Here is an 11,721-nt window from a genome sequence, read left to right as displayed (position 1 = left end):
TAGCTTAAATAATACGTAGGAGAAAAGATGGACTGTTTATTTTGCAAACTAGTAAAGGGCGAAATTCCAGCCACTATTTTGTACCAAGACGATGACGTGATTGCTTTTGAAGACATCATGCCACAGGCACCTTGCCATTTTTTGGTCATTCCTAAGCGTCATATTTCGACCTTAAATGACTTAACGGATGAGGACGCCAGCTTAGTGGGTAAGTTACAAATTACGGCCGCCAAAGTCGCCAAGCAAAAAGGCATCAGTGAAGAAGGTTATCGTGTTGTCATGAACTGCAACGAAATCGGCGGCCAAACTGTTTATCACATTCATATGCACGTGCTCGGCGGCCGCAACATGACTTGGCCGCCAGGTTAACGAGGAGAAGGTTAATGACATCCTTTGTCGATAAAGCCGTATTACATTTTGACCGGGCATTACAAACCCTAGTACCTCATGCTGCTCATGCGTCACGCCCAAGCCCAGCGATACAATTTGAAGAAGCGGAACTGGATAACACTGAACGCAAGCACGCTGCTGGCTTAATGAGGATCAATCATACTGGTGAAGTATGTGCTCAAGCCTTGTATGCCGGTCAAGCGACCACCGCCAAGTTGCCTAGCGTTCGGCAAGAAATGGAACATGCTGCGGATGAAGAAATTGATCATCTAGTGTGGTGCGAACAAAGACTGTACGAACTTGGTAGCCAACCAAGCATCTTCAACCCTCTGTTTTTTGGCGCGTCTTTTATGATTGGCGCTGGCGCTGGCTTTATCAGTGACAAACTGAGTTTGGGGTTTGTCGCCGCCACGGAAGACCAGGTCTGTGTTCACCTTGAAAAGCACATGGCCAAACTGCCTGAGCAAGACCAAAAAAGCAAAGCCGTTTTGGAGCAAATGTACATAGACGAAGCCAAACACAAAGCCATGGCTTTAGAGGCCGGCGGTTATGAATTTCCAACCCCTATTATGAATATCATGACCAAGGTATCGAAAGTCATGACCCATTCGACTTACCGGATTTAATGATGAACAGAGACCTTCAATCAATTCGTCGTGATTATCAATTCGACGACTTACTAGAAGAACAAGCAGGTAATAACCCACTTAGCTTATTCGATCAGTGGCTTGAAGCCGCCATTGAAACCTGCCCTGATGATCCAACGGCGATGACGCTTAGTACCGTTGACTCAGACGGCTGGCCACATTCTCGCGTGGTACTACTAAAACAAAGAGACGACAGTGGTTTTGTCTTTTTCACTAACTATGACAGTGAAAAAGGTCAACAGTTAGCGGCAAACAATAAGGCCTGTATGAATTTTTTCTGGCCAGCCATGTCTCGCCAAATTCGCATTGAAGGCCATATTGAAAAAGTAGAACGTCATGTATCTACCGAGTATTTTGCAACACGACCTCGTGAAAGTCAGCTGGCTGCAAGAACGTCGCAACAGAGTGTCATTATTGCGAACCGGGGTGAACTCAAAAGCGCCTACGACGCCGAAGTACAAAAATTTCAACCAACAGACAAGATTCCCTGCCCTGAAAATTGGGGAGGATATCTGCTCACCCCCAATTTCATAGAATTTTGGCAAGGCCGCCCCAGCCGTTTGCACGACCGGATCTGTTTTGTTCGTCATCAAGACAACTGGTTAAGGAAACGCAAAGCGCCTTAGGAATAGAACTAGGGTTTGTAGCTGGAAGTTTATGGTTATGGTGATAAAACGTGAACCCGCCAAAAGGTCAGAGTAAGCGGCGAAAGGTTAAACTAATACGCTCTTCTTTGACCTTTTTTCTAACCGGTAAAGTATGTTGCCACAAGACCTGAACAGAAGACGACATAATCAACCAAGAGCCGTCCTCTAATTCAAGGCTGTGCTTGATTTTGTGGTCTTGCTTGTAGCGAAAAACAAAGCTGCGCTGAGCGCCCAAGCTTAACATAGCGACGACTGGTGCAGGCCCCAAACTAGACTCATCGTCTGCATGCCAGCCCATGTATTCCTCACCATCTCGATACCAATTCAGCAGCACGGCATTGAACCCTTGCCCGGCTATCGCCTCGGCTTCTTGCTTTAGCGCCAGCAAACTCTCCGGCCAACCTTCCCCATGATGATCTTTTCCAGTGTAGCGATAACTTAGGCCTTGATCCGCCACAAAAGCCACCAACCTTGGCACCAATACGTCTCGACCATACATGTGTAAGGCTTCACGATGCCAGTTCAGTTCACTTTTCAATTGCGTCAACAGGCCTTGCTTGCTTGAGCTGGAAAATAAGTAACGGTATGATGGTTTTATCGTCATTTAAGCCTATGCCTCGGAATTCAATGCCAGCCTCTTCTGTCACTCTACCCTATGTCACTGTTGCCAAAAAACGAAGTGTGTTTCTTGATGCTTATCGAGGTTTCGCTGTCGCCTTGATGATTGTATTCCATTTTTGCTGGGATCTACGCAATTTTGATTTTCTTCAGTTTTCAATTCATGACCCATTCTGGGTATACTTTCGCAGCTTGATTCTAACGCTTTTTCTCACTGCTGTGGGCTGGTCCGGTTATCTAACACATCAATCAAACCGTCCAAACACCCTATGGGGCCGTGATCTCAAGCTCTTCATCGCGGCAGCGGCTATTTCACTTACAACCTATTTAGCTGCGCCAACTCAATGGATCTACTTCGGCATTCTGCACTTTATTTTACTCGCCTCGCTGCTCACTCGACCCTTGCTTCATTGGCCTATTTTGTCGGCTCTATTGGGCGCCTTAATTCTTTATACGTATCACTTCACAGATTGGCTAATGTTCCCCAATGCGTTTGATTTCATTACGCAACATTTTATCACCTTGCCCACCCGAACATTAGACATCGTATTCCCATTTCCTTGGATTGGTGTGGTGCTGATTGGCCCATTACTTGGCTACCTCGGCTGGCAAACCGTATCAATAGGGGAAAGTCTTACAGTTAAAGTGCTGGCTTTTATGGGGCAATACGCGCTGCCCATTTACCTGCTTCACCAAGTGGTTTTATTCAGTGCAGTCGCCACGTTCAAAATGGTGCTGGAGTGATTTTCTTGAGTCTTTTTTGTGCATTGAATATCGCGCTATTTTGGGCAAAAAAAAATGTAAAAAATTCCTTTCTAGCGCTTGCCAAATTGCCATCATCGAAAGCATGTGGCAAACAAGGTAAGTAACCACTTAGCCATGGTGAATTTCTTATTTTTGCGTTTTTTTCAAGCCTTGATTTTCAATCCATTGAGCACTATTGTTCGTTACAGATTTTAAATAAAACACTATATGTAGTGTTTAGATATATAAACAAACACTACATAATGTGTGACACCTCTTTTTCAAACAATGCGCTAATGGGAAGTTAAGGCATGAGTACTCTCACAGTTACGAAACGTAACGGGACGACCGAAAATATCAATCTAGAAAAGATTCATAAAGTCATTATGTGGGCCGCCGAGGGGTTAGATAATGTCTCCGTTTCCCAAGTAGAATTGAAAGCCCAGATTCAATTCTTTGAAGGTATTCGTACAACAGACATACACGAAACCTTAATCAAATCCGCTGCCGATTTAATTTCCGAAAACACACCGGATTACCAATACCTAGCCGCGCGTTTAGCCATTTTCCATTTGCGTAAAAAAGCGTTCGGTGACTTTGAACCACCTCACCTATATGCTCATGTCAAAAACCTTGTCGCACAAAAACGTTACGATGGTCATTTATTAGAAGATTACAGTGAAGCGGATTTCGAACAACTAAACAGCTTCATTGATCACTCTCGTGACATGAACTTTTCCTATGCGGCCGTTAAGCAATTAGAAGGCAAATACCTGGTTCAAAACCGTGTCACTGGCGATATTTACGAAAGCCCTCAGTTCATCTACATCCTAGTAGCCGCTTGCTTATTTGCCAATTACGATAAAAACACGCGCTTGAATTTAATTCGTCGTTTCTACGATGCCGTATCGCAATTCAAAATTTCGTTACCAACACCGATTATGTCTGGCATCCGTACACCGACTCGCCAGTTTAGTAGCTGTGTATTGATCGAATGTGGCGACTCGTTGGATTCCATCAATGCCACCTCCAGCGCCATCGTAAAATACGTCAGCCAACGTGCCGGTATCGGTGTGAATGCTGGGGCGATCCGTGCGCTGGGCAGCCCTATTCGTGGCGGCGAAGCCTTCCACACAGGCTGTATTCCTTTCTACAAGCATTTCCAGACAGCAGTGAAAAGCTGTTCTCAAGGTGGGGTTCGTGGTGGTGCAGCGACTGTGTTCTACCCAATTTGGCATTTAGAAGTCGAAAGCCTTTTGGTACTGAAAAACAACCGTGGTGTGGAAGAGAACCGCGTGCGTCACTTGGATTATGGTGTTCAATTCAACCGTTTGATGTACCAACGCTTGATTAAAGGTGACAACATCACTTTATTCAGTCCATCTGATGTACCAGGTTTGTACGATGCATTCTTTGCGGATCAAGAAGAATTTGATCGCTTGTACACGCTTTACGAGAAAGACGACAGCATCCGCAAACAGACCATCAAAGCGTCTGAATTATTTACGCTGTTTGCCTCTGAGCGAGCCAGTACAGGTCGTATTTACCTACAGAACGTTGACCACTGTAATACTCACAGCCCGTTTGATCCTAAAGTCGCTCCGGTTAAGCAAAGTAATCTGTGTTTGGAAATTGCCTTGCCGACTAAGCCGTTGCAACGTGTTGACGACCCAGAAGGTGAAATTGCCTTATGTACCTTGTCTGCCTTTAACCTAGGCGCACTAGAAGACTTAAACGAGCTAGAAGAATTGGCTGAGTTGATCGTTCGTGCTTTGGACAGTCTACTTGATTACCAAAACTACCCAATTCCAGCCGCTCAACGTGCCACTGAATTGCGTCGTACTTTGGGTGTGGGTGTCATCAACTACGCTTACTACTTAGCGAAAAATGGCGTGAAATATTCGGATGGTAGCGCCAACGAATTGACACACAAAACCTTTGAAGCGATCCAATACTTCTTGTTGAAAGCGTCAAACAAATTGTCCAAAGAATTCGGGCCTTGCTTAGCGTTTAATGAAACAACTTACTCAAAAGGCATTCTACCAATCGACAGCTACAAGAAAGAAATCGATGCGGTTTGCCCACCAACGCTTCAGTATGATTGGGAAGCGCTACGTAAAGACATTGTTGAACACGGCTTGCGTAACTCAACCCTGACCGCATTGATGCCTTCAGAGACCTCTTCTCAGATCAGTAACGCAACCAACGGCATCGAGCCACCACGTGGTTATGTTTCCGTTAAAGCCAGTAAAGACGGTATTTTGAAGCAAGTGGTTCCTGAGTTTGAAAAATTGAAAGACAACTACGAATTATTGTGGAACATTCCTTCAAACGATGGTTACTTACAGCTTGTGGGCATTATGCAGAAGTTTGTTGACCAAGCGATCTCGGCCAACACTAACTACGACCCACAAAAATTCGAGTCTCAAAAAGTCCCAATGAAGGTGATTTTGAAAGACCTATTAACGGCGTACAAGTTAGGGGTGAAAACCCTTTATTATCACAACACTCGTGATGGTGCCGAGGACAAGCAAGAAGACATGGATGATTGCGCAGGCGGTGCTTGTAAGATCTAAACTCGTCTAACAGACGTAATAACTAAGCCCCATCACGTTGGGGCTTAGTCATGTAAAGTTCAACATATTAATTTATAAAGCCAGCCTTTTTAAGCTGCCTTTCGCTCCAGAGGATAACACTGCGAAATGAGTTACTCGACTTTCAACCGCAAACACTTCGACAGTATGAAAGAACCTATGTTCTTTGGTGAAAACGTCAATGTTGCTCGTTATGACCAGCAAAAACATCCTATTTTTGAAAAGCTGATTGAGAAACAATTGTCGTTTTTCTGGCGTCCAGAAGAAGTCGACCTATCGACTGACCGCAAAGATTTCCAGCGTCTAGAAGAACACGAACAGCATATCTTCCTCAGCAACCTGAAATATCAAACTCTGCTCGACAGTGTTCAGGGCCGTTCACCAAACGTTGCCTTGCTGCCAATTGTATCTTTACCTGAGTTAGAAACTTGGATTGAAACCTGGTCATTCAGTGAAACCATTCACAGCCGTTCTTATACTCACATTATTCGTAATATTGTGAATGATCCGACCAAGATTTTTGACGACATCGTAAACAACGAAGAAATCACTAAGCGTGCTGACAGTGTGTCAAAATACTATGACCGCTTGATCGAGATGGTGAATCTATACAATACAATGGGATTAGGCACCTTTCACGTTCCAGGCAAGGGCGACATTGAAATATCCATGCACGAACTCAAAAAGGCACTGTATCTGACGGTTGCCTCTGTGAATGTCCTTGAAGCGATTCGTTTTTACGTTAGCTTTGCTTGTAGTTTCGCTTTTGCTGAACGTACCTTAATGGAAGGTAATGCCAAGATCATCAAGTTGATTGCCCGCGATGAAGCTCTACATTTAACAGGCACACAGCACATGCTTAACTTGATGGCATCCGGTAAAGATGACCCAGAGATGGCGACCATTGCTGCTGAATGCAAAGAAGAAATGCGTCAAATCTTCATTGAAGCCGCTGAGCAAGAAAAAGAATGGGCCAGCTACCTGTTTAAAGACGGTTCTATGATTGGTTTGAATGCGCAGATCCTTGGCCAATATGTTGAATACATTAGCAATGTTCGCATGCAAGCGGTGGGTTTAGAAACTTACTTTGAAACCAAGCACAACCCAATCCCTTGGATCAACGCTTGGCTAGTCAGTGATAACGTTCAGGTTGCACCACAGGAAGCGGAAATCAGCTCCTATTTGGTTGGCCAAATTGACAATGATCTAGATGAATCGGATTTTGATGACTTCGACCTCTAATGTAGACATGTTCCACCCTGAACAGGAAGGCGATACTCCCCCTGTTCAGGACAAAGACCCGGTTCATCGTGTGTTACTCGGTAAAAAACAAATACTGGTAACCGAAGCAGAACCTCTATTAGTGCAGCTTGAACGTGCAGGCATTCATGTTGAATACCAATGCCGTGAAGGTTATTGCTCATCCTGCTCAATTAAGCTTCTTTGGGGGCACGTCAGTTACCCATTTGAACCGATTGCTTGGGTACAAAGCGGCTATCTACTGGCCTGCTGTGCGATCGTTAAAAGCGACATTGAAATCGCTTTTTTTGAATAATCCCTGTTTACTTCAACGTTTTATAAGCAGCATAAATTCGAGTCACCGTCGTCACCCAACACATCAGACCAAAAACATACGCCAGCTCAACAAAGTAGTTGGGCAACAGACAGATCAAGACTAAAAAAACGATGGTTTCCGCTCCCTCTGTTAAGCCACCCAAAAAATATAACGATTTATTACCATACTCTAAGCGCTCAATTTTGCGTTTTTCCGCCATGATCGCAAAGGCCAAAAAACTGCTGCCCGTGCCCATAAAAGCAAAAATCAAAAATGCCGCCGCAACAGCATTGGCTTCAGGGTTAGCCAATACAAACCCGAACACCACTCCAGAATAAAAGATAAAATCTAACGTAATGTCTAAATAGCCCCCCAAGTCAGTGGGCCCTTGTAGCCTTGCTACCGCCCCATCCAAGCCGTCCATCAAACGATTTATGACAATGCACAACAAAGCCAATCCATATGCCTGATAATACAAAGCCGGCAAGCTCATGAGTCCGACAACAAAGCCCAAAAAAGTAATCTGGTTTGCTCGAATCCCTATTGCATCGATTCGCCATGCCAGTTTCTGAAGGGGAGATTTAAGCTGTTTTATAAAAAAAGGGTCAAACACGTTAATACCACTCTAATGGAAGACGACAACCAGTATCGCTTGCTACAATAGCCCGAAACTCGGATAAAATAAGGTTAGTATGACACACGTTAAACAGTATGGTTCCACCGGCCCAAATCTCATTGTCATCCATGGTTTATTTGGCAATGCTGATAACTGGCACTCTATCGCACAATCTCTTGCTGAACAGTTTACCGTGTACTGTATTGACCTTCCCAATCATGGCCAATCGTCACCAATGTCTGAGGCCACCTATCCTAAAATGGCTCAGGCGGTGCTAGATTGGACACAAGAGGCTGGCTTAGAACGTTTCTATCTCTTAGGACACTCAATGGGCGGCAAAGTCGCCATGCAAATGGCCAGCTTAACCAACAATATCGAAAAGCTCATTGTAGTGGACATCGCCCCGGTTGATTATCAACCTAGCCACACAAAGATCTTAGAAGGCCTACAAGCGCTTCAAACTCAAACAATATCAAACCGTAAAGAAGCGGATAGCATACTCACACCATATGAACCAAGCTTGCCAATCCGTCAGTTCCTATTAAAAAACCTCTCGAAAACAGACCAAGGCTTACAGCTGAGATTAGCCGTGGATCACATTGCAAAAGCCTATCCCACCATTTTAGCCAAACCTGACTTAATGAAAGGCAACCCGATCGCGACCTTATTCATCAAAGGAGAGAAATCGGATTACATAGTGACAGAATATCAAGACAGTATATTACACGCCTTTCCCAATGCCAGTTTTAAAATTTTGGCCGGCACTGGCCATTGGTTACATGCCGAAAAACCAGTGCCATTCACCAGCTTAGTAAAACGCTTTTTACGTTAAGGAAGGTGCGAATAAGTCCTCTTGCCTCAGCATGTGAACTTGTTCATACCTTCCTTAATCTGAGTGGACCTTCAGCAAAACACACTAGATCACATAAAACACATGACTAGCGCGTTATTGGCAATTACTATCTGAGCAAAGACCAAACTGGTCTTTTAAATACAGTTTTGAAGGCAGGACAATACCATGAGCTTTAACCAAATAGGGATTAAAGCTCACTCGCAGCGACTCAGGATAAGCGGCCTCGACCATCCTCCCCTTCGTACACCAATTTTGAATCATCAGACTTAATAGGGCCAATTTGTTCTTCGCATCTGAGTGAATGGCAAAGAGCGCACCTGCTCGCACAAATGCAAAGGAAGACCCCACCATGACCTTTTGCTGATGGAACAATAATTTTAACATATCTTGGGCATTGCCCTGCTGATACAACTGACTGTCAACAATAGAAAAAATCAGATCTGATTCATCCATTAGCAAAGTCAATGACCTAAGCACCGATATGCGGTCTGTCGGTGTTTGCCAGAACACAAAATCAAAACCAAATTTAGCGGCCGTACTCACCATTGAAGCTTGGTCAAGGTTAATGGCATCAGAATATAAAACGGCTAAGGGTTTCGGGTTTAACCAGATGGCTTTGAGTAAAGCCAGTCGTTTTTCGATTGGGGCTCCAGAAAACACGCCACTCGTCGGCACTGAACAGCTAGCGCGAATAGCCTGATATTCTTCTTCACCAATAAAGAGCGCGAAAACCGCTCCTCGCGACATCGATAAACAGGCTTGCTGGAAGCTATCACGACCAACCGCGATAACCATATCCTGATCATCCATGCGACTAATGTTATTGAGAAAGTGAGGGGGACGAATCGGAATCAGTGAATCACTAATTTCAAGACGCTTAGAAAGCTGAAACGTCAAAGATCGTACCGAACTCTCTTCCGTATCGTGCAGTACATAGATGGAAGCGGAAGCTTGAAACGCCAACAGCCATCCTAAAAAAACCGAAAAAATCCTTTTCACTTTTCGATCAACCTAACTTAAAAGGTAAGACTTGCAAAAACATAAGTATAGGCATCTTTTTCTAAAACGTTGTTCCTAGAAACCAAGGCATTATCGTCTAAACGAACTTCAACTCCAGTCCCGAAAGTGGCTTTGCTATATAGACCAAATGAATGACGATAAGCCAACCAACTGTTAGCCACTTGATAATCTCGTCCTCCTAACTCTTTGCCATACCAGTAATAACCTTGAATAGACCAATGGTCTGATAACGGCAAACTACTGAACAACGACATCATAATGGGGGTTGTGGCTCGCTCCAGTGTTGAATTATCGGTTTGCGTGTCTTGATATGCATAGGTAAAACGCGTGATCGCGCCTGAGCGAGAACGCCAATCCAGCTCCAGCTCCACCCCATCGATGATGACGTCTTCTGTCACCCCTTCTTCTATTGGTGCGTCCGTACCAGATAAGGCGCTAAAAACTTTTGAACTGAGAACCATCTCATCCACTTCGTCATGATACAACTTGATGTCCAATGATAGACCGTTTGTAGGCCAGTAACGATAATAACCAAGCTCATACGAGGTGATTTTTTCTTCTTCTTCCCCCTCATCAGCATAGGTCACCGTTGAACTGTCGCCGTTTGATAAAACGAAGTGCCAGCGGAAGTGTTGATCAGATAAATCTGGCGTACGAACAGCCTTCGAAACATTAAAACGTAACGAATCTTGCTCTGATAACTTATAGGTCACACCCAATTTAGGGGACAAAAAAGTTCCACTCAATTCACTGTGTTCCAACATAGCACCCGTATTCAGCACCCAATGCTGGTCAGCTCGATATTCTATATTAGAAGACAATCGAAAAACTTCATCCCGAGCAATACCAGATAAATAATGCTCTGATTCAGCTTTTTCCCAGCGGTAACCCAAAGCTGAAATCATCCTAAGTTGATCTGAGGCCTGCCAAGTACTTTGTAATTCAATATCATGGCGCGTCTCAATTAAATCCAACTCATACGAATCATTAACATTTTCCGTTTCTGAACCACCAAATATCAGGTTATAGAACTGATAATTCAATAGGGTTTCATGGTATTCATTTGCATCAGATTGGTCATAATAATATTGCAGTTTTAATTCATGATTGGCAGAAGTTTGCTGACTAAAGCCTACTTTAATGTATTCTCTATCAACGATTCGCAAAGGGTCATTGGTGTCATATGAACCAGTTGAGGAATTTGACTCATAATTCGAGGGGTCAATATTAGCCTTTAAATGGCTTGCGCCAATGTCCAAGTCAAAACGACTGTCCGAGCTTTCTTGCTGTAGAAAGACATTTCCCATGGTAGCACCATGGCCATCATGTCGTTCATCCCCATCAGCGTCTAAGTCAAAACCAGCCACCTTAGTTGTAGAAGCCGATGCTCGATAACTCCAATCCTTTTTGCCTAAGCCACTGTGCTGACCGTACAAACGCATATCTCCTTGCGACCCAGCGTAAGCCGTTACACTATTCCCAAGAGTTTCCAAGGGCGAACGAGTAATGATATTGACCACGGCAAAAAAAGAGTTAATACCATAACTGGCGGCATTCGGGCCACGGTTGATTTCCACACGTGCAACGTCTTCAATATTCAAAGGTAAAGTCGCCCACTCAACTCGCGCAAGACCAACACTGTAGACAGAACGACCATTAATCAATACTTGAATACGGCGATATTGATCAAGTTGAGTACCATGATAGGACGCCACAATCTGACTGGAAGCACGGTACGGCACCACTGAAAAGCCAGGCACAAACTGCAATAGATCCTCAACGTATTGCACATTGACTCGACGAATGAATTCACCATCTAACACGGATAAGCTAGATGACACATCCACTCTAGGTTGAGGAATTTTTGAGGGTGTTACAACAACAGGAATGTCCTCTAGAAAACCGTCATATCCACCCAACTGTGTGTCGGAAAGGTCTGAGCTTCCTAAAGCATCCATATCCAAAAAGAATCGGTCTTCTTCAGCCCAAGCCGGGGCACTACAGAAACACAACAACAATAAAAAGTGAGATCGCATA

General features: G+C 44.2%; 12 protein-coding genes. 8 read left to right on the top strand and 4 right to left on the bottom strand.

The window, feature by feature from the left end; all coding sequences use genetic code 11:
• The first annotated feature begins 27 nt into the window (after positions 1-27).
• The 3 genes from MAR181_RS05440 to pdxH are packed head-to-tail and all read left to right on the top strand — an operon-like array spanning position 28 to position 1,663.
• Entirely contained in the window at positions 28-369 is a 342-nt protein-coding gene (locus MAR181_RS05440) for a histidine triad nucleotide-binding protein (protein ID WP_013795595.1), read from the top strand.
• A 14-nt stretch (positions 370-383) separates the two neighbouring features.
• A complete protein-coding gene (gene coq7 / locus MAR181_RS05435) occupies positions 384-1,016 on the top strand; it encodes a 2-polyprenyl-3-methyl-6-methoxy-1,4-benzoquinone monooxygenase (protein ID WP_013795594.1) in 633 nt (210 codons plus the stop codon).
• A 2-nt stretch (positions 1,017-1,018) separates the two neighbouring features.
• Complete coding sequence (gene pdxH, locus MAR181_RS05430) at positions 1,019-1,663, top strand: pyridoxamine 5'-phosphate oxidase (RefSeq protein WP_013795593.1); 645 nt, start codon at positions 1,019-1,021, stop codon at positions 1,661-1,663.
• Positions 1,664-1,730: 67 nt separating this feature from the next.
• Here the strand turns inward: pdxH and MAR181_RS05425 are convergent, their stop codons facing one another.
• Entirely contained in the window at positions 1,731-2,288 is a 558-nt protein-coding gene (locus MAR181_RS05425) for an alpha-ketoglutarate-dependent dioxygenase AlkB family protein (RefSeq protein WP_013795592.1), read from the bottom strand.
• Positions 2,289-2,311: 23 nt separating this feature from the next.
• Between MAR181_RS05425 and MAR181_RS05420 the strand changes: the two genes are divergently transcribed.
• The 4 genes from MAR181_RS05420 (at position 2,312) to yfaE (ending at position 7,195) form a co-directional block, all read left to right on the top strand.
• Positions 2,312-3,046 carry a heparan-alpha-glucosaminide N-acetyltransferase gene (locus MAR181_RS05420; RefSeq protein WP_013795591.1) on the top strand — a complete coding sequence of 245 codons (735 nt, stop codon included), beginning with the start codon at positions 2,312-2,314 and terminating at the stop codon, positions 3,044-3,046.
• A gap of 311 nt (positions 3,047-3,357) precedes the next feature.
• Entirely contained in the window at positions 3,358-5,622 is a 2,265-nt protein-coding gene (gene nrdA, locus MAR181_RS05415) for a class 1a ribonucleoside-diphosphate reductase subunit alpha (RefSeq protein ID WP_013795590.1), read from the top strand.
• Between the two features lie 126 nt (positions 5,623-5,748).
• On the top strand, positions 5,749-6,882 hold the full coding sequence (gene nrdB, locus MAR181_RS05410; protein WP_013795589.1) for a class Ia ribonucleoside-diphosphate reductase subunit beta: 1,134 nt from the start codon (positions 5,749-5,751) through the stop codon (positions 6,880-6,882).
• The gene (yfaE, locus tag MAR181_RS05405) at positions 6,866-7,195 is read left to right on the top strand and encodes a class I ribonucleotide reductase maintenance protein YfaE (protein ID WP_013795588.1); all 330 of its coding nucleotides are present in this window, start codon (positions 6,866-6,868) and stop codon (positions 7,193-7,195) included. The genes nrdB and yfaE overlap by 17 nt, the downstream gene beginning before the upstream one ends.
• Before the next feature lie 7 nt (positions 7,196-7,202).
• Here yfaE and MAR181_RS05400 read toward each other — a convergent pair whose 3' ends face one another.
• Positions 7,203-7,808 (bottom strand): CDP-alcohol phosphatidyltransferase family protein, encoded by a 606-nt coding sequence (locus MAR181_RS05400; RefSeq protein WP_013795587.1) that lies wholly within the window; start codon positions 7,806-7,808, stop codon positions 7,203-7,205.
• Positions 7,809-7,887: 79 nt separating this feature from the next.
• Between MAR181_RS05400 and MAR181_RS05395 the strand changes: the two genes are divergently transcribed.
• Positions 7,888-8,643: an alpha/beta fold hydrolase gene (locus MAR181_RS05395; RefSeq protein ID WP_013795586.1), complete on the top strand. Its 756-nt coding sequence runs from the start codon at positions 7,888-7,890 to the stop codon at positions 8,641-8,643.
• 114 nt (positions 8,644-8,757) lie between these two features.
• Here the strand turns inward: MAR181_RS05395 and MAR181_RS05390 are convergent, their stop codons facing one another.
• Both MAR181_RS05390 and MAR181_RS05385 read right to left on the bottom strand, forming a co-directional pair.
• Positions 8,758-9,627: a hypothetical protein gene (locus MAR181_RS05390; protein WP_013795585.1), complete on the bottom strand. Its 870-nt coding sequence runs from the start codon at positions 9,625-9,627 to the stop codon at positions 8,758-8,760.
• A gap of 53 nt (positions 9,628-9,680) precedes the next feature.
• On the bottom strand, positions 9,681-11,720 hold the full coding sequence (locus tag MAR181_RS05385; RefSeq protein WP_013795584.1) for a TonB-dependent receptor plug domain-containing protein: 2,040 nt from the start codon (positions 11,718-11,720) through the stop codon (positions 9,681-9,683).
• Position 11,721: the final 1 nt, after the last annotated feature.

This window comes from Marinomonas posidonica IVIA-Po-181 (assembly GCF_000214215.1).
Taxonomy (GTDB): Bacteria; Pseudomonadota; Gammaproteobacteria; order Pseudomonadales; family Marinomonadaceae; genus Marinomonas; species Marinomonas posidonica.
The sequence above is the reverse complement of the archived record's forward strand: the minus strand, read 5'-3'. Positions and strand labels throughout refer to the sequence as shown.

What these genes read in the sequence shown, in the direction of transcription:
- MAR181_RS05440 (WP_013795595.1), top strand. Translation starts at nt 28, where the DNA reads ATGGACTGTTTATTTTGCAAACTAGTAAAGGGCGAAATTCCAGCCACT.
- coq7 (WP_013795594.1), top strand. Translation starts at nt 384, where the DNA reads ATGACATCCTTTGTCGATAAAGCCGTATTACATTTTGACCGGGCATTA.
- pdxH (WP_013795593.1), top strand. Translation starts at nt 1,019, where the DNA reads ATGAACAGAGACCTTCAATCAATTCGTCGTGATTATCAATTCGACGAC.
- MAR181_RS05425 (WP_013795592.1), bottom strand. Translation starts at nt 2,288, where the DNA reads ATGACGATAAAACCATCATACCGTTACTTATTTTCCAGCTCAAGCAAG.
- MAR181_RS05420 (WP_013795591.1), top strand. Translation starts at nt 2,312, where the DNA reads ATGCCAGCCTCTTCTGTCACTCTACCCTATGTCACTGTTGCCAAAAAA.
- nrdA (WP_013795590.1), top strand. Translation starts at nt 3,358, where the DNA reads ATGAGTACTCTCACAGTTACGAAACGTAACGGGACGACCGAAAATATC.
- nrdB (WP_013795589.1), top strand. Translation starts at nt 5,749, where the DNA reads ATGAGTTACTCGACTTTCAACCGCAAACACTTCGACAGTATGAAAGAA.
- yfaE (WP_013795588.1), top strand. Translation starts at nt 6,866, where the DNA reads ATGACTTCGACCTCTAATGTAGACATGTTCCACCCTGAACAGGAAGGC.
- MAR181_RS05395 (WP_013795586.1), top strand. Translation starts at nt 7,888, where the DNA reads ATGACACACGTTAAACAGTATGGTTCCACCGGCCCAAATCTCATTGTC.
- MAR181_RS05385 (WP_013795584.1), bottom strand. Translation starts at nt 11,720, where the DNA reads ATGCGATCTCACTTTTTATTGTTGTTGTGTTTCTGTAGTGCCCCGGCT.